Here is a 25,164-nt window from a genome sequence, read left to right as displayed (position 1 = left end):
CGACCCTACTGGGGCGATCAAGCCCCCGGCCCCTCGCTCAGTGGCGCTTGCGCAACGCACGGCCGACGACGATCGCCGACGCGAGCACGAGGGCCGCCGCCGGGGCCGCCCAGCGCAGGGGGGAACCGGCGGACACCGTCTGCGGGGCGGGGACCGGGGCGTAGCGGCCACGGGGCGGGGCGTGGTCGACCTCCTCCGCGCTGCGGCCGATCATCGTGCGGCGCGCGTGCGCGGCTTCGGCGGGGGCGGGGGGTTCGGCGGCCGGGGTGAGGTCGGCGGGCGTGAGGTCGGCGGGGGCGGCGGCCTCCGGCCGGGAGGCGGGCGCGGCCTCGGGCTCCGCCTCTCCCTCGGCTCCCTCGGCTCCCTCGGCTCCCTCGGCTCCCTCGGCTTCCTCGGCTTCCTCGTCGGCAAGCGGGTCGAGGGACGGCGGCGGGACCTCGGTGTCGAAGACCGAGGTGTGCTCCGTGGACTCGGAACCGGACTCGGAACGGGTCTCGGCGGCGGGAGCGGGAGCGTCGTCGGCGTCGGGAGTCGTCTCGAAGTCGCTGGTCGCCTTGGGCTCGAACTCCTGGGTGACGAGGGGCTCGGATTCCCCGGACGCCTCGCTTTCGGCAGACCTCTCGGGTTCCGCCGCCGACACCAGGTTCTCCGCGAAACGGTTCAGCAGGCGGGTCGCGGCCGAGGCGACCTGCTCGGCCGGCAGCTCCGTGAGCCGGCCGGTCGCGGAGGCCGTGCCCTCGAAGGTGAGCCGGGAGCCGCCGTCCGCCTCCTCGACGCGGAGCGTGAGGGCGAGCTTGACCGAGCCGGTGCCGCGGGTCTCGGTGACGTCGCCCTCGGCGGCGTACGAACCGTCGTCCTGCGGGGTGACACGGACGGTCCCCCGATAGGTGACGGAGTGACTGCCGACGCGCACCTTCAGCCGTCCGGTGACGGGCTCGGCGCCCGCGTCCTGCTGGAGCCCGGGGACAGCCCGGGCCACGCCTGCGGGATCGGCGAGGGTCTCCTTCAGCCGCCGGGCCGGAACCGGAACGAACACCTCATGCTCCATGTCGGCCGAGCCTACCCAGGAGGCCGGGTCATGCACCCCGGTTGGTCGAAAGTGACCGCGCGTCGGTGCCGGCCGACGCCGAAGGCATTCCCGCCCGGCACGTCAGTGGCACGGGGGCACCAGCACGGCACGTCAGTGGCAAGGGGCACCAGCCACGGCACGTCAGCAGCGGGGCTGCACCAGCAAAGCCCTTCAGTAGCGCGGGTGCACCAGCGTCGACGCCGGCAGCCCGTCGATGCGCCTGGGCGTCACGGCTTCGGCGTCCGCCGTCAGGACCGTCTGGGTGACGGTGCGCAGGCGTGGCTCATGCGGGTCCAGGCGAAGCTGCGGGCGGGCGTCGGCACAGGCCAGGACGAAGCCCCAGTCGCGCGGTGCACGGGACGAGCCGGCCGTGCGGTCGGGGCCCGCGGCGAAGCCGGTGTCCCGCCCGCCCACACGGTAGGGCGCGGTGTGCAGGCCGGCGGCGCGCATGGTCGCCTCGACCGTCCAGAACACGTGCGGGCGGGTGGCGAACGGGCCCGCGTGCACGACGAGCCGGCCACCGGGTGCGAGGGCGCGCCGGGCGAGGCCGTAGAACTCCTGGGAGTACAGCTTGGTGCTGGCCGTGATGCCCGGGTCGGGCAGGTCCGAGATGACGACGTCGTACGTCGAGGTGGGCGCCGTGCGCAGCCTGCGGAAGGCGTCGTCCGTGGTCACGTGCACGCGTGGGTCGCCGTAGGCGTGGCCGTTCAGCTTCGACAGGGCCGGGTCGCGGCGGGCCAGCCGCACGACTTCCGGGTCGAGTTCGACGATGTCCAGGCGTCGCACGCCCGGGTGGCGCAGCACTTCGCGGGCGGCGAGGCCGTCACCGCCGCCGAGGATGAGCACGCGCGCGTGGGGGCCGTTCATCGCGGGGTGGACCAGGGCTTCGTGGTAGCGGTGTTCGTCGCGGCCGCTCACCCGGAGGCGGCCGTCCAGGTAGAGGGACAGGGGACGGCCGTCGGTGCCGCCGGTGAGGACGATCTCCTGGATGCCGGTCTGCAGCGCCACGCGGACGTCCTTGCCGTACACCGCGTGCCGTGCCGCCCGCTCGAAGTCGTCGACCAGGACGGCCGCGGAGGCGAGGACGCCGAGGACGGTGAGGTTGGCGATCAGGAGCAGCCAGCGGGCGCGGGGGGTGAGGTCGCGGCGGAACAGGCCGAGGACGAGGGTGCCGCCCGCGATCGCGTTGACGGTGCCGGTGATCAGGGCGCCGGTCAACTGGCCCAGGAGGGGCAGGAGAAGGAAGGGGAAGGCGAGGCCGCCGACGAGCGCGCCGACGTAGTCCGCCGCGAACAGGTCGGCCACCGCGCCGCCCGCGTCCTGGCGCCGGATGCGCTGGATCAGCTCCATCAGGAGGGGGACCTCGGCGCCGATCAGCAGGCCGATCGTCAGGGAGAACGCGACCAGGAGCCAGCGCGGACCCCACAGGCCGCCCCAGTCGCCGGTCCAGGCGAAGACGGCGTACAGGGCCATCGCGCTGCAGCCGCCGACGAGCGCGAGTGTCGCCTCGATCGCGCCGAAGCCGGCCGCGGCACGCCAGCGCAGGCGTTTCGCGGCCAGCGAGCCGATGCCCATGGCGAAGACCATGACCGACAGGACGACGGAGGCCTGGGTGACCGAGTCGCCGATCAAGTACGAGGCCAGGGCGACGAGTTCGAGTTCGTACACGAGTCCGCAGGCCGCGCATACGAAAACGCAGGCGAGCACGAGGAACCGTCCGGTGTCCGGCTGCACGGGCAGCGGCGCCGGGGCCGCCCAGGGGGGCGAGGAGGCGGGTGGTGCCGGTGCGTGCGGTTCGATCACGACTGCGACGTTACGTCACTCCACTGTCACCCTTCGTCACCCACACGTGTGGAACTGTCGGTCAGTTCGGCGTCCCGTGTTTGAGATCACGAGTCCAGGTCAGACGTCCAGCGGTCTGCCGTGCGCCACCGGCACCCGGACTCCCACCCGGGTCCGCGTCGCCACCAACTGCCCGTCCTGCGGGTAGGCGTGCCAGGTCCGCCAGTGGACCTGGCCCTCGTGCCGCTGGACCAGCAGCGCGGTGAAGGCGTGCGGGCTGCCGGGGAAGACGCCCGCCAGTCCGTGCGGATGGTCGGAGACCAGCGCGAGCAACTCCTGCGCGCGCCCCGCGAACGACCCCGGTGAGAGGACTTCCACGCGGGCCGCGAACTCGTACTCCCAGTCGCCCGCCCGTTTGGCGACGCCCAGCGGCAGCGGGGTGCTTCTGCCGGAGATGCAGGCCACCGTCTCCGAACAAGTGCCCCGTTCCTCCTCCAGGAGTACCTGGTGGGACGCCCCGAGGAGTCTCAACTGCAGCTTGGCCCCGGCCAGTTCGAGGTCGAGCGTGGCCAGTGCGGGAAGCGGCTCGCGCCCCAGGGCCCAGGCGAGGTCGGCCGCGCGCGTGTCGGTGTATGAGGTGTTCAGGGTCGTGAGCATGGGTCGGCTCTCCGCTGGCACGCAAAGAAAACAAAGGGAGGTGTGGGGGTCCGGCACACCCCGGGCGATGCCGGGGGATCGGCCCGGTCAGCCCAGTCGGGAGGTCAGGAAGGTTCCGCAGGACGCCCGAGGAGCTGCCTTGGTGATTTAGAGGGAATCATGAAGTCTGGCGCCGCCACAGCGTTTTTACCCAAGTTCGTGGGGTTTCCATCCCTCAGAGGGCTCCCCTGCTCACCTGTTCAACCAGGGCGTGCGCCACGGCGGCCATGGCGTACGCCGGAGCGTGCGAGCACCCGTACGGGCGTGTGCCCCGACGGGTGCTCGACCGGAGTGGCAGAAGGGGATCCGGTTCCCCCTGTGGAGCTCGGCTGCCCCGTGTCAGCTGCCTCCACCACCACATCCGCCACCGCCACCGCAGGACGAGTGGCCGCCGCAGGACGAGTGGCCGCCGCCGCAGGAATGGCCCCCGCCGTGGTGCCCGCCGTGATGCCCGCCCGACGAGCCGCCGTCTCCCCCGCCGGCCCACCAGCTGCTGGTCCCGCTGCTGCGGCTCCCCGCGCCGTACGACTTCGAGCCGCCGTTGCGTACTGCCGATACGACGATCGCCACGAACACGATCACGACCGCCGCCACGATGAAGCCTGTGAACATGGCGTCACCGTCCTTTCGGGTTTCCCGAAGCAGCCCCCCGTGGGTGCCTCGCGTCTTGCGTGAACGGGGAATGCCCGGCCGCCCGACCGGCCAAAACAGAGTTGAGGAACTTCAGAGGGTTCTCTTGGGGCAACGGCAACGGCCCCTGCCCGCACAGAAGGGAAGTTCAGAGGCCGTTCGTGGGTCACTGGGCCGTCTGTGGGCCGTCATCTTTCAATGCAACGAGCCGCCACGTGCTGCCGAGTGCTCCATTTGCGGATCCGTGCGTCTGCACGAACGCCGGAGCGGAGGGAGGGACGTGGGGACATGAACGCCTGCCTGGGCGTGCTGAAGAGGAGAGGGATCACATGTCTGTTCGAAGCATGACGTCAGCACGGCTCACCGACGGCCGCCCGCAGGTGTTCGCGGGAAGCAACCATGGGCTGTTCACCATGAGAGAGTCCCTGTTCGCCGCGTCCCAACGGCGGACGAAGTACAGCTCCTACAGCTCCCCGCCGGCGAACTCGTCGTCGATCTGCACCGGACCAGGACAACGGGAATGTGGGCGCGTCCCATCCGCTCTTCTGGTCGGCCGTGCCCGGAACCGTCTTCCAGGCGCGGACTATCTGCGAGCCCGGCGGTAGGCGATCAGCAGCCCCAGGAGAATGCCGACGAGGAGGGTCACGGACAGGACGATCCACAGGGGGAGGCTGACCTCGGAGGTCCAGAGCCGGATGGTCACAGACTTGGTATTAGCGGCGATGAACCAGATAGCCAGGGCTGCGAGCACGAAGAAGCCGACGGAACGCAGCCGGAAGTCCCGCCCCTTGACCGTCAAGGTGGACGGCCCACGTGTCTTCGCAGTCCTCTGGGCCATAAAGCCAGTATCAGGCGGTTCACCCGAGCTGGCGACTCGGTTGTGTCCCGGGCCGCCGCGATCCCCGTACGCGATCTTCCAAGCTGGTGCTGTGCAACGGCGAGTCAGGGCGGGACCTCACGGGGAATCGCGGTCCCTAAGGGCCAGTTGCACAGGACACCGCCCAGCCCGGGAATCCGCAGGTCACACCCGTGATCGCCTAACCTCGCTCCTAAAGCGGTGCTTGTGACGGGCAGATACGGGGATGAAGCTTGGCTACGTCGACTTAGCACAACGGCGTCCGTGGCGTCGAGCCATTCGCATCTCTCACCCACCGAGCGCTAGCGTCTCTGTGAGCCACCGCCGAGGAACGCCCGCAAGGGTCCCGCCAGCCGGACACGAGTAGGACCGCCACCTGCTCCGCCGCCCCTCGTCCTCGGGAGGGGCGGCCCATGGTCCACCTATGTCAGCTCGCGCGGCCAACCAGGTTCGGCAACAGAGTTGGGCACTCCTGCCTCGACGCCGGCCGTCAGGCGCCTGAGCCTCCTATCCGCAGGCAGCGCCTCGCTCTCATGTCTCGCTACCCCCGGGGGGCTCGATTGCTACGAAGGCCCCCGTCTAGGCGGCCCACGCGATGTCGAAACCGATCACCGGTCACCTCCTTACGTTGGGGGTTGCGCCGCCAAAGCGCCCCCCATGCCTGTCGCGTCAGTCAATCCCTCGGATTTGGCCTGCGTCGATGAACGAGGCCGGCGATGCGATGACCGCCGTCCTGCTTGAGGGCCAGGACGAAATTCACGAGTTGGCCCTCAAGGTCTTCTACCTGGTGCAGGAGTGGTTGCCTGCGATACGTCTCACCCGCGGTGAGCCGCCAGAGGCCCGGGCAAGACGACTGGAACCCACCCAGCAACTCTTCCTGGGACCGAAGGGCCCCCTCCGGAGCCGTGTCGGTCAGGGATCGGGACGGCAGTGGGGGCAGGTACGCCAGAGGCCCGCGGACGGCCCAGCCCCCCGGCGGGCTGGGCCGTCCGTGGGCCGTCCGAGGGCGGCCAACGACGACAGATGACGACAATCGACGACAGCCCTTCCCCTGCTCAGAGACGGCACCGTGAGTGCCGGCGCAGGTGCTCACCCGCGAAGGCAAGTTGAGGAACTCCAGGGCTTCGGCGCAGGATGACCGGCATGACCTCCAGCAACCGCCCCCTCCTCAACCGCCGCCTCACCGAGTTCGGGACGACGATCTTCGCCGAGATGTCGGCACTGGCGCTGCAGACGGGCTCCATCAACCTGGGCCAGGGCTTTCCCGACACGGACGGCCCGGAGGAAGTCCGGGAGGCGGCCGTGCGGGCGCTGCGTGACGGGCGCGGCAACCAGTACCCGCCGGGCCCCGGCGTCCCCGAGCTGCGCACCGCGATCGCCGCGCACCAGGAGCGGCGGTACGGGCTGTCGTACGACCCCGACGCCGAGGTCCTGGTCACCGCCGGCGCCACGGAGGCCATCGCCGCGTCGCTGCTCGCCCTGCTGGAGCCGGGCGACGAGGTGGTCGCCCTGGAGCCGTACTACGACTCGTACGGGGCCTGCATCGCGATGGCGGGCGGGACCCGGGTGCCGGTGACCCTGCGCCCGCACGAAGGTTCCTTCCGCCTGGACCTCGACGAGCTGCGCGCGGCCGTCACCGACCGCACCCGCCTGCTGCTCATCAACACCCCGCACAACCCGACCGGCACGGTCCTCACCCGCGAGGAGCTCACCGCGATCGCCGAGCTGGCCGTCGAGCGGGACCTGCTCGTCGTCACGGACGAGGTGTACGAGCACCTGGTCTTCGACGAGGCCGCGCACCTGCCGCTCGCGACCTTCCCGGGGATGCGGGAGCGGACGGTCACGATCGGCTCGGCCGGCAAGACCTTCTCCTTCACCGGCTGGAAGGTGGGCTGGGTGACCGGTACCCAGCAACTCGTGACCGCCGTCCGGACAGCCAAGCAGTACCTGACCTACGTCAACGCGGGCCCGTTCCAGTACGCGATTGCCGAAGCACTCCGCCTGCCGGACGCGTACTTCGACAACTTCCGCGCCGACCTGCAACGCAAGCGCGACCTGCTCGGCGACGGCCTGCGCGCGGCCGGGTTCGAGGTCTACCAGCCCCAGGGCACGTACTTCATCACCACCGACATCACCCCCCTCGGCGAGAAGGACGCCTACGCCTTCTGCCGCGCCCTACCCGAACGCTGCGGCGTCGTCGCCATCCCCACCTCCGTCTTCTACGACGACCCCGACGCCGGCCGCAGCCAGGTCCGCTTCACCTTCTGCAAGAGGGACGCCATCCTCCAAGAGGCAGCCAGTCGACTGCAGCGCTTGGGCTGACTGAACCCCGTCGTCCCGCTCGACTGGACACCACAGCCCTGAGATCTACTACCAGACCGGGGAGAAACGCTGTCCACCAGCGGGGAGATCAACCGTCCCTCAGTGGGGGGTTCGTACCATCCCTTGACATGTACGCATGTACTGCGGCGGTCCATGACCACCGCATCAGGGATGCGGTCGCCGAACGGCGGCGTTGCGCGGCCCGGAGGACTCTTTGTGTTGCCAGGGTTGCCGCGTGGTCGAGGCCGAGGACCCGCTCACGGCCCTCCAGGGTCTGCCGCAGGAGGTCGACGGCCTCTGCGTGGCAGCCTTGGTGAAGGAGCGTGACGGCGAGGTTGTGCCGGGTGGCGAGGGTATGCGGGTGCTCGGCCCCGAGCGCCGTCTCCCGCCGCCGCAACGTGTCGTGCAGCAGGTCGATGGCCTCCGCGTGCCGGCCCAGGCCGTCCAGGGCGACGGCGAGGTTGTTCCGGGTACGCAGGACCTTCGGATCGTCGGCGTCCAGCGTCGCGAGCTGCACCTCGAGCATGCGGCAGTGGATCTGCACCGCTTCGCCGTAGCGGCCTGCGTTAGAAAGGGCGTTGGCGAGGCTTCTGCGGCTGATGAGGGTGAGGGCATTGTCTGCTCCCCCGATGCGCTCGCGCTGTTCGACCGTCTCCCGCAGCAGCGCAAGCGCCTCCTCGAACTGTCTCAGGTTGCTCAAAGCCGTCCCGAGAGTGCGCTTGCTCTGCAGCGTGCGGTGGTGATCCGGTCCCAGTACCCGGGTCTTGTGAGCCAGAGCCTCCCGCATGAGAGCGGCCACCTCAATGTGCCGGCCCAGGTGGATAAGGGCCCCACACAGCACGCTCCTGCTCTTGTCCGTACGGGTGTGCTCGGCTCCGTATGCCGCTTCGTCCGCTTCGTATGCGGCCCTGGCCAAGGCTGCGGCGGGCGCGTAATCCCCCGCGGCGAAAAGAGCCCCGAGGATCCGACCCTTGGCATTCAAGACTCTGCCTTCTGGCACCAGTCCGCGGTGTTCGAACAACAGCTGCGCGTGCGGAGCGAGAGCGCGGGCCATGGGCCAGTCGACGCTGTCCCGCGTGATCCGCTCGGCCATCTCGGCCGTGCGCAGGAGTGCCGTCTGTCGCCATGTGCCGATGTCGATACCTGGCGATGATCCGAGCAGGAATGCGTTGATCTCGCGCACCAGCGGGTGGATCTGCAGCGCATCGGTATTCGCGTACCGCACCGGGTCGGCCGGTCCGAGCAGGCCGTACTGATGCAGCCCCGCCAGCGCAGCCTCCATGTCTCGGTTGCGCACGCGTAGATCAGTGACCAACCGGAGCAGTGCGGGCGTGATCCAGGCCCGTGGAATCGGCGCGTCAGCAAGGAGGGACAGCATCCGCAGCAGAGGCCGGGCCGTCGGAGAGCCGCCGCTTGCCAGCTGGTCGAGGGACAACTCCCAGGTGTAGCGCACAGTTTGGCGGACAGTGTCACTGTTGCGGTGCGCTGGATCCGGGGTACCGAGCAGGGCCGACAGATCGCGGTCGAGGGCACTGCGATAGTCGTCGAATGTCCGGTATCGGCTGCCCGGCCTGGCGATGTAGGTGCCGGCCGAACGCAGGGCCAGTGGTAATCCGCCCAAGCGCTCCGACAGCTTCTCCGCATCTTGTGCCGACCCCGCCTGCGGCGCCGCGTCCCGCAAGACCTCGGCGCCTGCCAGACTGTCCAGTGTGGACAGCTCTACCAGCTGCGCCCGCGGCCCCCAAGTCTCCCGGCTGGTGTTCCGACTCGTCAGGAGCAGCAGACCGTCGCCATCGGGTCGGACCCAGCCGCGGTAGTCACTGACTCCGTCGGGCGACAAACCGAGGTGCTCCGCCTGGTCAGCGTTGTCCACGACCAAGAGCCACTTGCGCGTGATGCGCAGTCGGCGCCAGACGGCGTCGGGCAGCGGAACCAGTTCGCTCCGCGCGGCTTGGAGCTCCGTGTCGTCCATCCCGCAGGCAACGGCGACCTGCGTCATCTGCAGGACGAACGAGTCCATGTCCTGCCAGCGGACCCAGAAGACCGTGTAGCCGTTCCGCTCAGCCTGCTCAGCCAGAGCGGCGGCCAACGTCGTCTTCCCGAAACCCCCGGCCCCGCACACCACCGCGAAGCGGCCGTGCGGACGCCGCAGCAGTCCCGCCAACCGATCGAGTTCGGGTCCGCGCCCACGCACTGCCTCCGAGTCGAGATACGGACGCCGCAGCGAAGTGAACCGCACGGCGGTGAGTGCGGCGCCGGTGACCGGATCCGTTCCCCGAGGGCTGCCCGCACCACCGCCCGGCCCGTCAAGGCGGCGGCTCACCAGCGCGAGTCCGGCACTGACCGCAGCCAGCAGCACGAACACCGACCAGACGACCCCGGTGTTCCGAGCCCAACTAGGCACCGTCGCACTCGCATAGTTGGTGACAGGCCCCAGCACGAAGCTCACAACCGCTCCCGCGCCGGCCGTAGTCGCCCCGAGCAACGCCCTATGCCGAGGTCCCATCCGTCCTGTTCTCCGTCACCAACGCAGCGATCCCTACCCGCCGCCCTCCCGCACCCTGGCAGGCATGCGCCGTCCCCCGCAAGGCAGCCGCCGGTCCGCACCCCGCCGGGCAAGATCGCGCGGTCGCCGCCGGATACTGCTCCGCGACCCTGTCGACCGCGGCGAGGAGATCCTGGAGTGAGGGGTCGCGCGGGTCCGCTGCCTGCGCGGCGTGCAGATAGCGCAGCAGCGTGCGCAGTGTGCCCGGGGCGTCGCCGCGTTCCTCCCCTGAAGCTCGGTAACCTGCTGGGGAAGCCGGGAGGGCAGGAACTCCTCCACATGAGGCGCCTCCCACAGCCCCAGTCGGCAGTCGCCCGGTGACGGTAGTCCAGCACCGTGCTGCAGGAGGCGGTGCAGCGGCTGAAGGCGCCGGCGGGCTGAGGCGCTGGTCGGCTGAGGGGTGGCGCCGGAGGTTTCCACAGGCTGTGGACGGCGAGAGCCCGGCCCCGGCACTCGACCGTGGGGGTCGGGTGCCCTGGCCGGGCTCTCCTGCGGCTACGGGGCGAGGACTACTCCTCGTCGTCCTCGGGCTTGTCCGCCTCGTTGATCTCCTGCTCGATGCCGAGCTGCTCGACGAGCCACTTGTCGAACTCGATGGCGGCGCGCACCCAGCTGACCGTGGAGGACACGAAGTGCTCCAGGGCGACGCCGGTGCCGATCAGCATCTGCGCCTCGCCGATCAGGCGGACGGTGCCGTCGTCGTGGGTGTGGCTGTAGACCTTGGGCCACAGCGTCCGCCGGTTCCAGTCGTCGATGGACTCCAGCAGCGTGGGCTTCTCGTCGATCTGGTGGGGGCGGTCGTAGAACGTCCGAACGGAGAAGACCTGCTGGTCCCCTTCGCCACGGAACATGAAGTACGTACGGAACTGCTCCCACGGCGCCGCGAGGTCACCCTCGTCGTCGACGACATACTTGAGCTCCATCTGGTCGAGGAGCTGCTTCACGAGGTCCTGATCCGGGACGACGGGGCCCGCCGGTCCGCCGGGCTGCGGCTCGGGCTGGCCCCCGAAGTTCGGAATCGAGGACGGGTCGATGCTCACCGTGATTTTCCCTTCGTACGGATTCAGTCATCCTCCCTCATCCGGGGAGGGGGGTGGCAAGCCCGGTCGGCCCTGTCAGCCACGGGCTGACACGATCCGGTCACCTGGGAGTGACGGTGCCATGACCAGCGGGCGGCATGATCGCGGCATGCGGATGAGGAGAGAGCTGCGGTGGCTGCTGTGGGGCCTGTGGCTGGTGTGCCTGGTGGTCGCCGTCTGGTTCGTCGTGGCCGTGATCATGCTGTGGGTGGACGGTATACGGCTCAACCAGTTGCAGAACTGAACGGGCCCGTCACCGGAAGGATGGCGGGCCCGTACGGCATGTGGCCGGTTACAGCGTCTTGCCGGTGGCCGGTCCCACGATCAGCCCGTCGCCGAAGGCGTCCACCCGGACCGTGTCGCCGTCCTTGACCTCGCCGGAGAGGATCTCCTTGGCGAGGCGGTCGCCGATGGCGGTCTGGACGAGGCGGCGCAGCGGGCGGGCGCCGTACGCCGGGTCGTTGCCCTCGTCGGCGAGCCAGGCCAGGGCCTCGTCGGTGACCTCCAGGGTGAGCCGGCGCTCCGCGAGCCGCTTGGCGAGGCGGCCGATCTGCAGGCGGGCGATACGGCTCAGCTCGTCCTTGCTCAGGGCCGAGAAGACGACCAGGTCGTCGAGCCGGTTGAGGAACTCCGGCTTGAAGGACGTCCGGACGACCTCCAGGACCTGTTCCTTCTTCTCCTCCTCGCCGGTCAGCGGGTCCACCAGGAACTGGCTGCCCAGGTTCGACGTCAGCACGAGGATCGTGTTGCGGAAGTCGACCGTACGGCCCTGACCGTCCGTCAGGCGGCCGTCGTCCAGCACCTGGAGAAGGACGTCGAAGACCTCGGGGTGGGCCTTCTCCACCTCGTCCAGCAGGACCACGCTGTACGGGCGCCTGCGCACCGCCTCCGTGAGCTGGCCGCCCTCCTCGTAGCCGACATAGCCGGGAGGGGCGCCGACCAGGCGGGCCACGCTGTGCTTCTCGCCGTACTCCGACATGTCGATGCGGACCATCGCCCGCTCGTCGTCGAAGAGGAAGTCGGCGAGCGCCTTGGCGAGTTCGGTCTTGCCGACGCCCGTCGGGCCGAGGAAGAGGAAGGAGCCGGTGGGGCGGTCCGGGTCGGCGATGCCGGCGCGGGTGCGCCGTACGGCGTCGGACACCGCCTGCACGGCCTCCTGCTGGCCGATCAGGCGCTTGCCCAACTCGTCCTCCATGCGCAGGAGTTTCTGCGTCTCGCCCTCCAGCAGGCGGCCGGCGGGGATACCGGTCCAGGCGGCGACGACGTCCGCGATGTCGTCGGAGCCGACCTCGTCCTTGACCATGGTGTCCTTGGAGGCCTCCTCCTCGGCCTCGCTGGCTTCCTCCAAGTCCCTTTCCAGGGTGGGGATCTCGCCGTAGAGCAGCTTGGAGGCGGTGTCGAAGTCGCCCTCGCGCTGGGCCCGTTCGGCCGCCCCGCGCAACTCGTCGAGCTTCTCCTTCAGTTCACCGACGCGGTTGAGGGACTGCTTCTCCTTCTCCCAGCGCGCGGTCAGGCCCCGCAGCTCCTCCTCCTTGTCGGCGCGGTCCCGGCGCAGCTTCTCCAGGCGCTCACGGGAGGCCGGGTCGGTCTCCTTCTCCAGCGCCAGCTCCTCCATCTTGAACCGGTCGACGGCGCGCTGGAGTTCGTCGATCTCGACGGGGGACGAGTCGATCTCCATGCGCAGGCGGGAGGCCGCCTCGTCGACGAGGTCGATGGCCTTGTCGGGCAGGAAGCGGGAGGTGATGTAGCGGTCGGAGAGAGTCGCGGCCGCCACCAGCGCGCTGTCGGCGATCTGGACCTTGTGGTGAGCCTCGTAGCGGCCCTTGAGCCCGCGCAGGATCGCGATCGAGTCCTCGACCGTGGGCTCCGCCACCAGCACCTGCTGGAAGCGGCGCTCCAGCGCCGGGTCCTTCTCGATCCGCTCGCGGTACTCGTCCAGCGTCGTCGCACCGACCATGCGCAGCTCGCCGCGGGCGAGCATCGGCTTCAGCATGTTGCCGGCGTCCATCGCGGAGTCGCCGCCGGCGCCCGCGCCCACGACGGTGTGCAGTTCGTCGATGAAGGTGATGATCTGGCCGTCGGAGCCCTTGATCTCGGCCAGGACGGTCTTGAGCCGCTCCTCGAACTCGCCGCGGTACTTCGCACCCGCGACCATCGCGCCGAGGTCCAGCGCGACCAGCCGCTTGTTCTTGAGGGACTCCGGCACATCGCCCTTGACGATCCGCTGGGCGAGTCCCTCGACGACGGCGGTCTTGCCGACGCCGGGCTCACCGATGAGGACGGGGTTGTTCTTCGTACGGCGCGACAGCACCTGCACGACGCGGCGGATCTCCTGGTCCCGGCCGATGACCGGGTCGAGCCGGCCCTCGCGCGCCGCGGCCGTGAAGTCCGTGCCGAACTTCTCCAGTGCCTTGTACTGACCCTCCGGGTCGGGTGTGGTCACCCGGCGTCCTCCCCTCGCCCGCTGGAACGCGTCCTGCAGCTTCTTCGCACCGGCCCCCTGCCCGGACAGTACGTCACCGGCGGCGCCGCCCTTCGCTGCGATGCCGATGAGCAGGTGCTCGGTGGAGAGGTACTCGTCGCCCAGGGCCCCGGCGCGCTCGTCGGCGTCCGCGATCACGGCGAGCAGCTCGCGGCTCGGCTGCGGGGGCGCGACGGTCGAGCCGGTCACGCTGGGCAGCCCCGCGAGGATCTTCTCCGCACCGGCGCGCACGGCCGCCTGGTCGGCGTCGACCGCGGCCAGCAGGTCGGTGATGTTCTCGTTTCCTTGTTGGCCTCGCCCCTGGAGCAGGGCCAGGACAAGGTGCGCGGGGGTGAGGTCCGGGTGCCCCTCGGTCACGGCCCGCTGCTCGGCCGCCCTGATCGCGTCCCGGCTCCGGTTGGTCAGCTCGGCGTCCACGTTCGCTTTCTCCTCCTGATGTCAGCTCTCCGCCACGTCTCCCATTGCTGACTCCATCAGCGTACACAAAGTTGAGTCTATTCCACTCAAGGCGGAAGCGGGGGCGGTCCGGCGGCTAAGTTCCCGTGGGTATGGCGACCTATTCGCAGGATCCCGGCGCCCCTGACGCCACGTACCTCAGCTTCTGGCGGGAGCGGCACCTGTGCACGCTGACGACCCCGCGCCCGGACGGCAGCCCGCACGTCGTGCCCGTCGGGGTGACCTACGATCCCGGTGCCCGGCTGGCCCGGATCATCACGAACAAGACGAGCACGAAGGTGGCGAACGTGCTGGCCGCCGGGTCCGAGGGCGCCCGGGTCGCGGTGTGCCAGGTGGACGGCCGGCGCTGGGCGACACTGGAGGGCCGGGCCTTCGTACGGACCGACCGGGAGCGGGTCGCGGAGGCGGAGCGGCGCTACGCCGAGCGCTACGAACGGACGCCGGCGCCGAACCCGTCACGCGTGGTGATCGAGATCGAGCTGACGCGGGCGATGGGGCTCGGATGACGGCACCGATGATTTTCGGCCAGTGCTCGACTGTGGCCGAATAGGCCGATACCCGGAAATGTCCCGCAAAACTGCAGCGGCGTCACCGTGTTCAGGTCACGGTGACGCCGCTGCGGGGGGAAGCACCTGAGCGATCTGTTGCGACGGGGGAATCGCGTCAGGCACTGCGGGGGGTGGCTGAGATGGTCCGAACTTGGGGGGTTTCCGGTTCCACCAGCCGGTGGTCTCGCTGGTCAAGGTTCACAAAGATCATTCCGTACCGGATGGCACATCGCACGGGCTGCGGCGCCCCCCGAGGCCGCCGCAGACACCGGTACGCCCGTACGTCCTCGTCCTCGTCGCGCGTAACGACGACCGGCTCGCCGAAGACGGTCACCATCAACGAGTCACCGGTGTGGGGGATCGCGGTGACCAGATCGATGAAGTGCCAGCCGGAGCGGTAGGCGGTGGCCATTTCGCGTCGGAAGGAGCGGTCGTCGGGTGGGGTGGTCATGACTCGGCAACCCACGTGCTGTCGGTCGGAGCAAGCCATGTGCTGTCACCCGGGACGCCGGACGCCGTGGCGCCGGACGCCGTGACGATCCACGTGCTGTCACCGGCACCGACGGCAGACACGGAAGTCGTCTTGTTCCAGGTGCTGTCCTGCGCGGCATCGCCCTTGGCTCCCGCGAGGCCGCCCAGCGCTCCGAAAGCCAAGGCCGCGGAGAAGGCGGCGACAAGCGCCGAGCGAAGCATTCTCTTATGCATAGTCGGCTTCGTCCTCATTTGAAGGTCACCTCTCCCCCGTCCGAATACGACGATGGCCCATTCCGGCACGTCATGGCCACACAAACGATGCATCATGTTCCTGCACGTTCAGGACCCTGGGGGGTGGAGATCTGGTGATAAATGAGACTAAGCGGACACATCCCCATGGGTTGACCGACCTGTGCGAGGACGGACGCCGCCTCTACGGCAACGCTCTCCGGACGGGACGCATCGCCCGCGCGGATGTCGAGCCTGCGCCGTGTTTGATGGAGTTCGCCCTCCTTCATCCGGATCCCGACGACCCGAACTGGCTGCGCCCGGTACCCCCTTCGATCGCCCTGGCCCAGCGGCTCAACCCGATCGAGAACGAGATCACCCAGCGCCGACGGCAGTCCATCGAACTCGCCGACGCTTTCGAGCCGTTCATGACCCTCAGCGCCCAGTCGACGGCGAACACCCACTCGATCACCGTGCTGGAGGGCCTCGACCGGATCAACTCGGCGCTCGATCTGGCCACCACCCAGTGCCAGACGGAGATGCTCACCGTCCAGCCGAGCCGCCGCCGTCTGGAACACACCCTCGCCCAGGGGCTCAACCGCGACCGGCCCCTGATCGAACGGGGCTGCCGCATCCGGACGCTCTACCAGCACCCGGCCCGCTACAGCCCGGAAACGCTCGCCTACGTGGCTCAGTTCACCGACGGCAAGGTGGAGTACCGCACCATCGACGAACTCGTCGAGCGGCTGATCATCTGCGACGAGACCGTGGCCTTCATCCCGACGCGCGACGACGGGGCGGTGGCCCTCGAACTCCGCCATCCGGGGCTCGTGCGCTATCTGATCAAGGTCTTCGAGTTCATGTGGACGCGCGCGGTCCCGCTGAGCGCCGGCGCCCCCTACGAGACCGCCCCCGACGGCATCACGGAGATCCAGCACTCCATCGCCAAGCTCCTCGTCGAGGGTCACGTCGACGAGGCGATCGCCCGGCGCCTGGGCATGAACGTCCGCACCTGCCGCGCCCACATCGCCAAGCTCGCCACGTCCCTGGGCAGCGGCAGCCGCGCCCAGCTCGGCTTCCTCATCGCGCAGTCGGGGATCCTGAAACAGGAACCCTGAGGCAGGACCGCTGAGGCAGGACCGCTGAACCCACCCGGAAGAAAAGGGTCATTCGTGACGACGCAGGCGCACCCGCACGGCCCGGAGGAGCTGTGCGAAGCGGGCCTGGAACTGTACGGCCGCGCTCTGCGCGAGGGCCGTGTGAGCGGCACCGAGGCCGAAGCGGTCCCCTGCCTCACCGACTTCGGCCTGCTGCATCCCGCCGTCACCGACCTGGGCCGCCTGGAGCCCGTCGCCCCGGCCCTCGCGCTCCACCGCCTGCTGCGCGCGTCGGCGGACCGCATCGCCGGCGAACGGCAGCGCGAGCAGCGGCTCGCCGAGACGTTCGCGCCTCTCATGCACATCGACGGGCAGCTCACCGCGGCACCCGGCCCGCCGACCATCAGCGTCCTCGGCGGACTCGACCGGATCAACGAGGCCATCGCCGCGGCCATGGCCGACGCCTCCCGCGAACTGCTCGCCATCCAGCCCTACGACGGCCGCAGTCCGGCCGCCCGCCTCGCCAGGAGCCTGGGCCGCGACCAGGACCTCCTGGACCGCGGAGGCCGCATCCGCACGCTCTACCAGCACACGCAGCGCCACTCCCCCGCCGTGATCGCCCGCTACGAGCAGCTGAGCGGTGACGCCGAGGCGCGCACCCTCGACCAGATCACCGAGCGCCTCATCGTGATCGACCATGCGGTGGCCTTCACCCCCGCGAACGCGGACCGCACGCTCGCCCTCGAAGTCCGGCACCCGGTCCTGATCGACTACTTCGCCATCACCTTCGACCGCCTGTGGCACATGGCCACGCCCATGCACCCCGAGGCCCCCACCCGGGCCTCCTTCAACGGCATCACCCCACGCCAGCACGCCATCGCCGCCCTCCTCGTGGAGGGCCACACCGACACCGTCATCGCCGAGCGGCTCGGCATGAACGTCCGTACCGCCCGGGTGCACATCGCCAAGCTGGCGGCCACCCTGGGCAGCGAGAGCCGGGCCCAGCTCGGCTATCTCATCGGACGGTCGGGGATTCTTGACCGGGAAGAGTGACCTGGGCGATGTCGGCGGAGTGACGCGGGCCGTCGAGGCCCACCTGGGCGATACGGACGCCGAGTTGGGTACGGCTGGCCGCGCCGAGGGTCTCGGAGAGCCGGGCGATGTGGGCGCGGCAGGTGCGGACGCTTATGCCGAGCCGCTCCGCGATGACCGCGTCCTGGTGGCCCTCCGCGAGCAGCGCCGCGATGGACTGCTCGCGGTGGGAGATGCCCTCGATGCCGGTGTCGGGCAGCGGCGCGGTCAGCGGGATGGCGAGGCGCCACAGCCGCTCGAAGACCGTGACCAGGTACTCGACCAGGGCCGGGTGGCGCAGCTCCAGGGCCAGGGTGCGGTCCGCGTTCGCGGGGATGAACGCCACCGTGCGGTCGAAGAGGATGAGACGGTCGATCACCTCGTCGAGCGTGCGGGCCTCGACCGAACCGCCCATCAGCTCCAGGTAGTTGAGCAGGCCCTGCCCGTGCCGGGCGACATGCGTGTACAGGTCGCGCATGCGAACTCCGCGCCCGCGCAGCGCCAGCGCGCGGTGCAGCCCCTCCGTCAGCTCGTGTTCGGGGCGGATGCCGCCCGGCTGGACGGTGAGGACCTCCGTCGTGCACGCCTGGGTCGCCTCGTCCATCGCGGCCTGGATACGGGACAGCCCGTCCAGGACGCGGATCGCGCTGCCCTCCGCGGCACCGGAGGCCGCCGACGTGGCGGGGCCCAGACCGGAGTACCGCTCGACGGCGGCGACCGCCGCGCCCACCCGCCGCTGGCTCACGCTGACCTCGTCGTAGACCTCGCGCAACAGCCGGGTCATGACCTCCTGCGGTGACGTCGGGACCAGCCAGTCCATGTCGTCGGGGTCCGGGTGCAGCAGGGCCAGCTCCAGCAGACACGGCACCGGTCCGGCATCCGGACGTGGCACGCGGCCCCGCCGTACGGCCCGGGAATACACGCGATTCCCGGCCTCGCACAGTCGGTCGGCACCGTGTGGATGCTCATCCGTCCCGTGCCCGGCCATCGCCCATCCCACCCCCGGTTTCGCCGCCTTCCGCAGCGCAACTATGCGCGGACGCGACCGGCTCCGCAACACGGCTCGGCCAAAGCTCCCGGTGGTTAAGCACCCATAACTCCCGTTTCCTACCGTCCTCCTGCCGTCGTCCTGCAACAAGCTGGGGGTGGTCCCGGGCACCCCGCCCGCCCCTTCCGGGTACGCAAGCTCCCGGAAATACCGGAGTGATCGTCGCGTTACACCGCGCCTCTAACGTCCCCTCATGGCGGACATATTTGACGCGTACGCGTTGGCCGATGCGTGGGACGAGATGTTTGAGCGGCCGGGTGAGGTCAGGACCGCCTATGAGCCGGTGCTGGCGGCGCTGCAGCCGATCGAACCGAGTGAACTCAGGTTCCGGGCGGACCAGATGGCCCGCGCCTTCACCGACCGCGGCGTGACGTACGCCTTCGCGGGCGAGGAACGGCCCTGGCCGCTGGACCTCGTGCCCCGCATCCTCGACGCCCTCGAATGGGATCTCATACAACGCGGGGTGAGCCAGCGCGTCAGAGCCCTGGAGGCCTATCTCGCCGACGCCTACGGGCACTGCCGTGCCTTCGAGGACGGTGTCGTGCCCTGGCGGCTGCTGCTCAACTCCCCCCACTTCCACCGATCCGCGCAGGGGGTCGAACCACCGGGCGGGGTGCGCATCCACGTCGCCGGCATCGACCTCGTACGCGACGAGGCCGGGGACTTCCGGGTCCTTGAGGACAACGTGCGGGTGCCCAGCGGGGTTTCGTACGTCATCGAGAACCGCCGGGCCATGACCCGGATCTTCCCGTCCCTCTTCGCCGAGCAGCACGTCCTGCCCGTCGACGGGTACTGCCACCGGCTCCTGGCCGCCCTGCGTGCCGCCGCGCCCGACGGGGTGCCGGACCCGAGGGTCGTCGTCCTGACCCCCGGCCCCAGCAACGCCGCCTACTTCGAACACGCCCTGCTCGCCCGCCTGATGGGCGTGCAGCTGGTCGAGGGGCACGACCTGGTCTGCCGCGGCAACCGGGTGTGGATGCGCACCACGCGCGGCGAGGTGCCCGTCCACGTCGTATACCGGCGCCTGGACGACGACTTCCTCGACCCGCTCCACTGCCGCCCGGACTCGGTGATCGGCTGCCCCGGCATCATGGGCGCGGCCATGGCGGGCAACGTCACACTCGCGAACGCCGTCGGCAACGGGATCGCGGACGACAAGCTGCTCTACACCTACGTCCCGGACCTGATCCGCTACTACCTCTCCGAGGAACCGATTCTTCCCAACGTCGAGTCCTACCGGCCCGACGAGCCGGGACAGTTGGAGGCGGTCCTCGACCAGATCGACCAGTTGGTCATCAAGCCCGTCGACGGGGCGGGCGGCCAGGGCATCGTCATCGGCCCGAAGGCCGACAAGGACACTCTCGAACGCACTCGCAAAGCCGTCACCGCCGACCCGCGCGGCTACATCGCGCAGCGGCCCGTCGCCCTGTCCACCTCCCCCACCCTCGCGGGCGAGCGCATGGCACCGCGCCACATCGACCTCAGGCCGTTTGCGGTGAACGACGGCAACGACGTCTGGGTGCTGCCCGGCGGGCTGACCCGCGTCGCCCTCCAGGAGGGCAACCTGATCGTCAACTCCAGCCAGGGCGGCGGCTCCAAGGACACCTGGGTGCTCGCCGAGGGCCAGTCCGAGCAGCCGGCGCCCGAGCCGGCCACCGCGATCCCCGCCGTCGCCCCGCGCCGGCTCGGACCCGACGGCACCCGTGCCGTCGTACAGGAAGGGGCCCAGCAGCAGTGAACGACGTGATCCTCTCCCGGATAGCCGAGGCCCTGAGCTGGACCGGCCGCTACGTCGAGCGGGCGGACGCCACGGGCCGCATCCTCGACGCGTATCTGCACCGCATGCTGGAGGACCCCTGGCGCGACGAGGACGCCGCCTGCCGGTCGCTGTACGCGATCCTCGGCATGGACGCCGGGGACGAGCGCGTGGACATGCAGCAGGTCCTGGACCAGCTGGCCTTCGACGCCCGCTCCACGGGCTCCATCGAAGGGGCGCTGGGCGCCGCCCGGTTGAACGCGCGCAGTGCCCGTGAGGCCGTCTCCTCCGAGATGTGGGAGTGCCTCAACTCCACCTGGCACGCGCTCGCCGACCAGCGGCTCGCGGCGCGGCGCACGGGCCCGTACGCCTATCTGGAGCTGGTACGGCGCCGGGCGGCCCTCTTCTTCGGCCTCGCGGACTCGACGATGAGCCGGGACGACAGCTGGCGGTTCGTCGTCCTGGGCCGCAGCCTGGAGCGGGTCGACATGACCGTACGGCTGCTGTCGGTGCGGGTGCTGGACGCCGCGCACGCGCCCGACTGGCCGACGCTGCTGAGCGCGTCCGGCGCCGACGAGGCGTACGCGCGCGTGTACGGCGGTTTCGGCGACACCCCGCGAGTGGCCGAATTCCTGCTCCTGGACCGGGACTTCCCGCGCTCGGCGCTGCACGCGCTGACCACGGCGGAGGAGTGCCTCACCGCGCTCGGCCGTCCCCGCCAGGACCCGGCGCGCCGCCCCATCGGCCGGCTGCGCACCCGCCTCGAATACCTGGACAGGCACGCCCTCGAAGACCAGCTTCCGGTCCTGCTGCGGGATCTGCAGCAGGCCTGCCTGGCGTCCGCGGACGCGGTGGCGGAGCGGTTCTTCCCGTACCAGGGGCCCGTCGAGTGGGCCCAGGAAGGAGCCTGAGATGGCTCGTCGCCTCCGTATCAAGCACACCACCCGGGTCTCCTACGCCCAGCCCGCGGCCTCCTCGCACAACGAGGTCCGTATGACCCCGCTGACGCTGCCCGGCCAGACCACCCTGGACGCCCGCGTCACGGTGAGCCCCGCGACGGCCACCTGGTCGTACTGGGACTACTGGGGCACCCAGGTCACCGGCTTCGACCTGATGGACCCGCACGGCGACCTCACCATCACCGCCTCCAGCCTGGTCGAAACGTCCCCGGCGGACCCGCTCCCGGCGGCGCCCACCTGGGCGAAAATGGCCGAACTCACGGTGAACTCACGCCTGTTGGAGTTCACGAGCCCGACGGGCCGTACGACGGTCCCGGCGAAGCTCGTCAAGAAGGCACGCAAGGCCGCGGCCGGCCTCGACCCGCACGACACGGCGACGGCCGTGTCGGCCCTGGTCGCCGGCCGGGTGTCCTACCTGCCCGGCGCCACCAGCGTGAACACGTCCCCCGCGGAGGCCTGGGAGCAGGGCGCGGGCGTCTGCCAGGACATCACCCACCTCACCGTCGCCCTGCTGCGGGGCGTCGGACTGCCGGCCCGCTATGTCTCCGGCTACCTCCACCCCGACCGCGAGGCCGAGCTCCACCGCCCCGTCGCCGGGCAGAGCCACGCCTGGATCGAGTACTGGGCGGGCGACTGGTGCGGCTACGACCCCACCAACAGCACCCGGGCCGACGAGTCCCACGTCGTGGTGGCCCGGGGCCGCGACTACGACGACGTCACCCCGCACAAGGGCATCTACCGGGGCGTGGCCGGCGGCCCGCCGGAGGTGTCGGTGGAGTTCACCCGGGTGGCGTGAGCCCCCGCCCGGGCGGCTGCCCCACGCACGACGCGAACCTGGCCGGGACCGGCTTCGCGTCGTCCGTGCGGTGGGCGAAGGAGACGGCGCAGCGGGGCGGGGTCCCGGCTGCCGAACTCACCGTGCGCAGCCGGCACGAGGCGGGCGGCAGCCCGGTCGTCTCGCCGCCGGGCGAGGTCCGCGCCCGGCTCGGAGCGGCACCGGACTTCACGTCCGTCGGCCTCGGCCTGCGGGAGGTGCGGCGGGCCCGCGAGACGGTGCCGGTGCCGGCCGGCCGAAGAGCGGTTACTCGAGGCCGATCGCCGCGCACTTCGAGGCGTACTTCGACGTGCAGATCTGGGAGATCTTGTAGATGCCGTCGGCGACGACCGTCGACTTGATGTTCTTCTTCGTCAGGGCGGTCACGGTGACGAGCTGCGCGGGGATGCCCTTGTCCGTGGGGCTGTCGACCGTGTCCTGGGTGAGGGCGTCGAACTCGATGTCCTTGCCCTGCACCTTGGCCACGGCCATCTGCGCGGCGCCCTGCGCCTCCTGCGGGTACGACTTGTACACGCTCATGTACTGCTCGCCCGCCACGATCCGCTGCACGGCCGCCAGTTCCGCGTCCTGACCGGTGAGCGGCGGCAGGCTGGTGATGCCGGCGTCCTCCATGGCCTTGACGATGCCGCCGGCCATGCCGTCGTTGGCGGAGTAGACGCCCGCGAGGTTGCCCTTGCCGATCGCCTTGATCGCCTCGGTCATGTTGGACTCGGCGTTCTTCGGGTCCCAGTCCTTGGTGTCGTACGACTTGGCGATCGTCACCTTGCCGTTGAGCTCGGACAGGGCGCCCGCCTTGAACTGCTTGGCGTTCGGGTCGGTGGGCGAACCATTCATCATGACGATCTTGTCGGAGGTGTCGACGCCGCTGCCCAGCGCGTCGAGCAGGGAGCGGGCCTGGACCTCGCCGACGAGTTCGTTGTCGAAGGAGATGTACGCGTCGATGGGGCCCTCGGCCAGCCGGTCGTAGGCGATGACCGGGATACCGGCGTCCTTCGCCTTCTTCACCTCACCGGCGATGGCGTGCGCGTCCACCGCGTCCAGCAGGATGGTGTCGACCCCGTCGTCGATCATCTTCTGCATCTGGGAGGCCTGCTTGTCCGCGTTCTGGCCGGCGTTGGCGTAGTCGACCTTGCCCTGCTTCCTGGTGAGCGAGGCGACCTGCTCCTTGATGATCGGGTAGTCGAAGTCCTCGTACCGGGTGTTGGCCGTCTCCGGCAGCAGCAGCCCGATGGTCACGTCGTCGCCCTTCGTGGGGCTCGCCGACTTGCTGTCCCCCGACACGTTCAGCGCACCGCATGAGGAGAGCGAGAGGGTGGTCGTGGCGACTGCCACGCACAGGGCGATACGACGGGTACGGGTGTTCACTGCGCTTACCTTCCGACACCTTCCGAACCAGGGTGCTTCACGCGGCCCAGGTGAAGGAAGCCAACGCCGTCTTCACACGATCGTCAAGGAATAACCGGGTAATGAGACGTCAACGTTAATGTCAGGCCCCTACGTACCGGTCTGCCACCCGAAGGCCCGACCATGACGAAGGGGCCCGGAATGTCTCCGAGCCCCTGCCACGACCTGACACGAGGACGTCAGTCGGACTGCTGCCGCTTCGGCCGCCACACCACCAACGCGCTGGTCTGCTGCACCTCCTGGTACGGGACCAGATCGCGGCGGTACGACGCGTGCACCGCCGCCTCACGCTGCTGCATCGCCGCCGCCGCGCCCTCGACCGCCGACTGGAGTTCGACGACGCGCTGCTGGAGCGCGGCGACCTGGTTCTCCAGTTCGATGATCCGCTTGATGCCGGCCAGGTTGATGCCCTCGTCCTGCGACAACTGCTGCACGGTGCGCAGCAGTTCGATGTCGCGGGCCGAGTAGCGGCGGCCGCGGCCGGGCGTGCGGTCCGGGGAGACCAGGCCGAGACGGTCGTACTGGCGCAGGGTCTGCGGGTGCAGGCCGGAGAGCTGGGCCGCCACCGAAATGACGTAGACCGGAGTTTCCTCGGTCAGTTCGTACGGGTTGCGTCGACGGCCGTCCATCTCTGTCAAGCTCCCTTCGCGGCCTGGAACAGCTCCGCCCGCGGGTCCTCGCCCGCGGTCGCCTCGCGATACGCCTCCAGCGCGTCACGAGCCTTCCCCGTCAGGTCCACCGGGACACTCACCTCGACGGTGACCAGGAGGTCACCGCGGGTGCCGTCCTTGCGGACCGCGCCCTTGCCCCGGGCGCGCATGGTGCGGCCGTTGGGCGTGCCCGGCGGCAGCTTCAGGGTGACGGGAGGGCCGCCCAGGGTGGGAACCCTGACCTCGCCGCCGAGGGCCGCCTCCGTGAACGTCACCGGGACGGTGACGGTGAGGTTGTCGTCCCTGCGGCCGAACACCGGGTGCGCGTCGACGTGCACGGTGACGTACAGGTCGCCCGCCGGGCCGCCCCGTTCGCCCGGTGCGCCCTTGCCGCGCAGGCGGATGCGCTGGCCGTCCGACACTCCGGCCGGGATGCGGACCTGCATGGTCCGCGACGACTTGGCGCGGCCGCTGCCCTTGCAGACCTCGCAGGGGTTCTCCGCGATCAGGCCGCGGCCCTTGCAGTCCGGGCACGGGTCGGTCAGCGAGAAGCCGCCGCCGGAGCCCCGCGCCACCTGGCCGGTGCCGACGCACGTCGGGCACACCCGGGGGTTGCCGTTCGCGTCGCCGGTGCCGGAGCAGGCCTTGCAGGGTGACTGCGAGGACATGCGCAGCGGGACCGTCGCCCCCTCGATCGCCTCGGTGAAGCTGAGGCTGACCTCGGTGTCGATGTCCTGTCCGCGCCTGGGCTGCACCCGCGTGGTGCCGGAGCTGCCGCGGTTGAACAGGCCCCCGAAGACGTCACCGATTCCGCCGCCGAAGCCTCCGGAGCTTCCGCCGCCCTGGGGGGTGCCTCCGAAGAGGTCGCCCAGGTCGAAGTTGAAGGAGCCGCCCGCGCCGCCCGGCCCCGGGCGGTAGCCGCCGTTGCCGAAGAGGGTGCGGGCCTCGTCGTACTCCTTGCGCTTCTTGGGGTCGCCGAGGATGTCGTTGGCCTCGGAGATCTCCTTGAAGCGCTCCTCGGCCTTGGCGTTGCCCTTGTTGGCGTCCGGGTGGAACTCGCGGGCGAGCTTCCGGTACGCCTTCTTGATCTCGGCCTCGGTGGCGTCCTTGGGGACGCCGAGGACCTTGTAGTAGTCCTTCTCGATGAAGTCCTTGGTGCTCATCCTCGACGCCCCTC

Annotated in this window: 22 protein-coding genes; 8 read left to right on the top strand and 14 right to left on the bottom strand. The window is 70.2% G+C overall.

Features of this window, described 5'->3' with window-relative positions; all coding sequences use genetic code 11:
• Positions 1–37 precede the first annotated feature (37 nt).
• The 5 genes from ACYUED_RS23975 to ACYUED_RS23955 all read right to left on the bottom strand — a co-directional run bounded on the left by ACYUED_RS23975 (position 38) and on the right by ACYUED_RS23955 (position 5,015).
• Positions 38–1,048 carry an SRPBCC domain-containing protein gene (locus ACYUED_RS23975; protein WP_491284865.1) on the bottom strand — a complete coding sequence of 337 codons (1,011 nt, stop codon included), beginning with the start codon at positions 1,046–1,048 and terminating at the stop codon, positions 38–40.
• A gap of 192 nt (positions 1,049–1,240) precedes the next feature.
• Entirely contained in the window at positions 1,241–2,872 is a 1,632-nt protein-coding gene (locus ACYUED_RS23970) for a polyamine aminopropyltransferase (protein WP_491284863.1), read from the bottom strand.
• Positions 2,873–2,971: 99 nt separating this feature from the next.
• Entirely contained in the window at positions 2,972–3,508 is a 537-nt protein-coding gene (locus ACYUED_RS23965; RefSeq protein ID WP_491284862.1) for a DUF2617 family protein, read from the bottom strand.
• A 378-nt stretch (positions 3,509–3,886) separates the two neighbouring features.
• Positions 3,887–4,159 (bottom strand): hypothetical protein, encoded by a 273-nt coding sequence (locus ACYUED_RS23960; protein WP_491284860.1) that lies wholly within the window; start codon positions 4,157–4,159, stop codon positions 3,887–3,889.
• A 601-nt stretch (positions 4,160–4,760) separates the two neighbouring features.
• The gene (locus tag ACYUED_RS23955; RefSeq protein WP_491284858.1) at positions 4,761–5,015 is read right to left on the bottom strand and encodes a lipopolysaccharide assembly protein LapA domain-containing protein; all 255 of its coding nucleotides are present in this window, start codon (positions 5,013–5,015) and stop codon (positions 4,761–4,763) included.
• A 1,152-nt stretch (positions 5,016–6,167) separates the two neighbouring features.
• On the opposite strand from ACYUED_RS23955, the gene ACYUED_RS23950 reads away from it, so the two are divergent.
• Positions 6,168–7,355, top strand: coding sequence for a pyridoxal phosphate-dependent aminotransferase (locus ACYUED_RS23950; RefSeq protein WP_491284856.1), 1,188 nt, complete (start codon positions 6,168–6,170; stop codon positions 7,353–7,355).
• 88 nt (positions 7,356–7,443) lie between these two features.
• On the opposite strand, the gene ACYUED_RS23945 is transcribed toward ACYUED_RS23950, so the two are convergent.
• A complete protein-coding gene (locus tag ACYUED_RS23945) occupies positions 7,444–9,804 on the bottom strand; it encodes a tetratricopeptide repeat protein (protein WP_491284854.1) in 2,361 nt (786 codons plus the stop codon).
• 605 nt (positions 9,805–10,409) lie between these two features.
• Positions 10,410–10,940: a YbjN domain-containing protein gene (locus ACYUED_RS23940; RefSeq protein WP_266518564.1), complete on the bottom strand. Its 531-nt coding sequence runs from the start codon at positions 10,938–10,940 to the stop codon at positions 10,410–10,412.
• Between the two features lie 148 nt (positions 10,941–11,088).
• Between ACYUED_RS23940 and ACYUED_RS23935 the strand changes: the two genes are divergently transcribed.
• Complete coding sequence (locus ACYUED_RS23935; RefSeq protein ID WP_491284851.1) at positions 11,089–11,223, top strand: hypothetical protein; 135 nt, start codon at positions 11,089–11,091, stop codon at positions 11,221–11,223.
• A gap of 48 nt (positions 11,224–11,271) precedes the next feature.
• Here the strand turns inward: ACYUED_RS23935 and clpB are convergent, their stop codons facing one another.
• Positions 11,272–13,878 carry an ATP-dependent chaperone ClpB gene (gene clpB / locus ACYUED_RS23930; protein ID WP_491284849.1) on the bottom strand — a complete coding sequence of 869 codons (2,607 nt, stop codon included), beginning with the start codon at positions 13,876–13,878 and terminating at the stop codon, positions 11,272–11,274.
• A gap of 131 nt (positions 13,879–14,009) precedes the next feature.
• Between clpB and ACYUED_RS23925 the strand changes: the two genes are divergently transcribed.
• Entirely contained in the window at positions 14,010–14,423 is a 414-nt protein-coding gene (locus ACYUED_RS23925; protein ID WP_491284847.1) for a pyridoxamine 5'-phosphate oxidase family protein, read from the top strand.
• A 157-nt stretch (positions 14,424–14,580) separates the two neighbouring features.
• Here ACYUED_RS23925 and ACYUED_RS23920 read toward each other — a convergent pair whose 3' ends face one another.
• Positions 14,581–14,916, bottom strand: coding sequence for a Rieske (2Fe-2S) protein (locus ACYUED_RS23920; RefSeq protein WP_266518551.1), 336 nt, complete (start codon positions 14,914–14,916; stop codon positions 14,581–14,583).
• Positions 14,913–15,170 carry a hypothetical protein gene (locus tag ACYUED_RS23915; RefSeq protein ID WP_491284844.1) on the bottom strand — a complete coding sequence of 86 codons (258 nt, stop codon included), beginning with the start codon at positions 15,168–15,170 and terminating at the stop codon, positions 14,913–14,915. The genes ACYUED_RS23920 and ACYUED_RS23915 overlap by 4 nt, the downstream gene beginning before the upstream one ends.
• A gap of 134 nt (positions 15,171–15,304) precedes the next feature.
• Here ACYUED_RS23915 and ACYUED_RS23910 point away from each other — a divergent pair, with 134 nt between their 5' ends.
• Positions 15,305–16,285, top strand: a complete 981-nt coding sequence (locus ACYUED_RS23910; RefSeq protein ID WP_491284842.1) for a helix-turn-helix transcriptional regulator — start codon at positions 15,305–15,307, stop codon at positions 16,283–16,285.
• Between the two features lie 54 nt (positions 16,286–16,339).
• The gene (locus tag ACYUED_RS23905) at positions 16,340–17,317 is read left to right on the top strand and encodes a helix-turn-helix transcriptional regulator (protein ID WP_491284840.1); all 978 of its coding nucleotides are present in this window, start codon (positions 16,340–16,342) and stop codon (positions 17,315–17,317) included.
• On the opposite strand, the gene ACYUED_RS23900 is transcribed toward ACYUED_RS23905, so the two are convergent.
• The gene (locus tag ACYUED_RS23900; protein WP_491284838.1) at positions 17,280–18,323 is read right to left on the bottom strand and encodes a helix-turn-helix transcriptional regulator; all 1,044 of its coding nucleotides are present in this window, start codon (positions 18,321–18,323) and stop codon (positions 17,280–17,282) included. The two genes, ACYUED_RS23905 and ACYUED_RS23900, sit on opposite strands and share 38 nt — an antisense overlap.
• A gap of 253 nt (positions 18,324–18,576) precedes the next feature.
• On the opposite strand from ACYUED_RS23900, the gene ACYUED_RS23895 reads away from it, so the two are divergent.
• From ACYUED_RS23895 to ACYUED_RS23885, 3 genes are read left to right on the top strand one after another with little or no spacing between them, the layout of a single operon-like run.
• The gene (locus ACYUED_RS23895; RefSeq protein ID WP_491284836.1) at positions 18,577–20,121 is read left to right on the top strand and encodes a circularly permuted type 2 ATP-grasp protein; all 1,545 of its coding nucleotides are present in this window, start codon (positions 18,577–18,579) and stop codon (positions 20,119–20,121) included.
• Positions 20,118–21,050 (top strand): alpha-E domain-containing protein, encoded by a 933-nt coding sequence (locus ACYUED_RS23890; RefSeq protein WP_266518536.1) that lies wholly within the window; start codon positions 20,118–20,120, stop codon positions 21,048–21,050. The genes ACYUED_RS23895 and ACYUED_RS23890 overlap by 4 nt, the downstream gene beginning before the upstream one ends.
• A gap of 1 nt (position 21,051) precedes the next feature.
• The gene (locus ACYUED_RS23885) at positions 21,052–21,894 is read left to right on the top strand and encodes a transglutaminase family protein (RefSeq protein WP_491284833.1); all 843 of its coding nucleotides are present in this window, start codon (positions 21,052–21,054) and stop codon (positions 21,892–21,894) included.
• Positions 21,895–22,179: 285 nt separating this feature from the next.
• On the opposite strand, the gene ACYUED_RS23880 is transcribed toward ACYUED_RS23885, so the two are convergent.
• From ACYUED_RS23880 to dnaJ, 3 genes are all read right to left on the bottom strand, one after another.
• Positions 22,180–23,298 (bottom strand): sugar ABC transporter substrate-binding protein, encoded by a 1,119-nt coding sequence (locus ACYUED_RS23880; protein WP_491284831.1) that lies wholly within the window; start codon positions 23,296–23,298, stop codon positions 22,180–22,182.
• Between the two features lie 218 nt (positions 23,299–23,516).
• Positions 23,517–23,966, bottom strand: a complete 450-nt coding sequence (locus ACYUED_RS23875; protein ID WP_491284830.1) for a heat shock protein transcriptional repressor HspR — start codon at positions 23,964–23,966, stop codon at positions 23,517–23,519.
• Positions 23,967–23,971: 5 nt separating this feature from the next.
• The gene (gene dnaJ / locus ACYUED_RS23870; RefSeq protein ID WP_491284828.1) at positions 23,972–25,150 is read right to left on the bottom strand and encodes a molecular chaperone DnaJ; all 1,179 of its coding nucleotides are present in this window, start codon (positions 25,148–25,150) and stop codon (positions 23,972–23,974) included.
• Between the last annotated feature and the right edge of the window lie 14 nt (positions 25,151–25,164).

Source organism: Streptomyces sp. DF42 (assembly GCF_058267695.1).
This window is presented reverse-complemented; position numbering and strand designations above follow the sequence as displayed.

What these genes read in the sequence shown, in the direction of transcription:
- ACYUED_RS23925 (WP_491284847.1), top strand. Translation starts at nt 14,010, where the DNA reads ATGGCGACCTATTCGCAGGATCCCGGCGCCCCTGACGCCACGTACCTC.
- ACYUED_RS23885 (WP_491284833.1), top strand. Translation starts at nt 21,052, where the DNA reads ATGGCTCGTCGCCTCCGTATCAAGCACACCACCCGGGTCTCCTACGCC.
- ACYUED_RS23975 (WP_491284865.1), bottom strand. Translation starts at nt 1,048, where the DNA reads ATGGAGCATGAGGTGTTCGTTCCGGTTCCGGCCCGGCGGCTGAAGGAG.
- ACYUED_RS23915 (WP_491284844.1), bottom strand. Translation starts at nt 15,170, where the DNA reads ATGCATAAGAGAATGCTTCGCTCGGCGCTTGTCGCCGCCTTCTCCGCG.
- ACYUED_RS23920 (WP_266518551.1), bottom strand. Translation starts at nt 14,916, where the DNA reads ATGACCACCCCACCCGACGACCGCTCCTTCCGACGCGAAATGGCCACC.
- dnaJ (WP_491284828.1), bottom strand. Translation starts at nt 25,150, where the DNA reads ATGAGCACCAAGGACTTCATCGAGAAGGACTACTACAAGGTCCTCGGC.
- ACYUED_RS23965 (WP_491284862.1), bottom strand. Translation starts at nt 3,508, where the DNA reads ATGCTCACGACCCTGAACACCTCATACACCGACACGCGCGCGGCCGAC.
- ACYUED_RS23955 (WP_491284858.1), bottom strand. Translation starts at nt 5,015, where the DNA reads ATGGCCCAGAGGACTGCGAAGACACGTGGGCCGTCCACCTTGACGGTC.
- ACYUED_RS23875 (WP_491284830.1), bottom strand. Translation starts at nt 23,966, where the DNA reads ATGGACGGCCGTCGACGCAACCCGTACGAACTGACCGAGGAAACTCCG.
- ACYUED_RS23950 (WP_491284856.1), top strand. Translation starts at nt 6,168, where the DNA reads ATGACCGGCATGACCTCCAGCAACCGCCCCCTCCTCAACCGCCGCCTC.
- ACYUED_RS23935 (WP_491284851.1), top strand. Translation starts at nt 11,089, where the DNA reads ATGCGGATGAGGAGAGAGCTGCGGTGGCTGCTGTGGGGCCTGTGGCTG.
- ACYUED_RS23900 (WP_491284838.1), bottom strand. Translation starts at nt 18,323, where the DNA reads ATGGCCGGGCACGGGACGGATGAGCATCCACACGGTGCCGACCGACTG.
- ACYUED_RS23895 (WP_491284836.1), top strand. Translation starts at nt 18,577, where the DNA reads ATGGCGGACATATTTGACGCGTACGCGTTGGCCGATGCGTGGGACGAG.
- ACYUED_RS23960 (WP_491284860.1), bottom strand. Translation starts at nt 4,159, where the DNA reads ATGTTCACAGGCTTCATCGTGGCGGCGGTCGTGATCGTGTTCGTGGCG.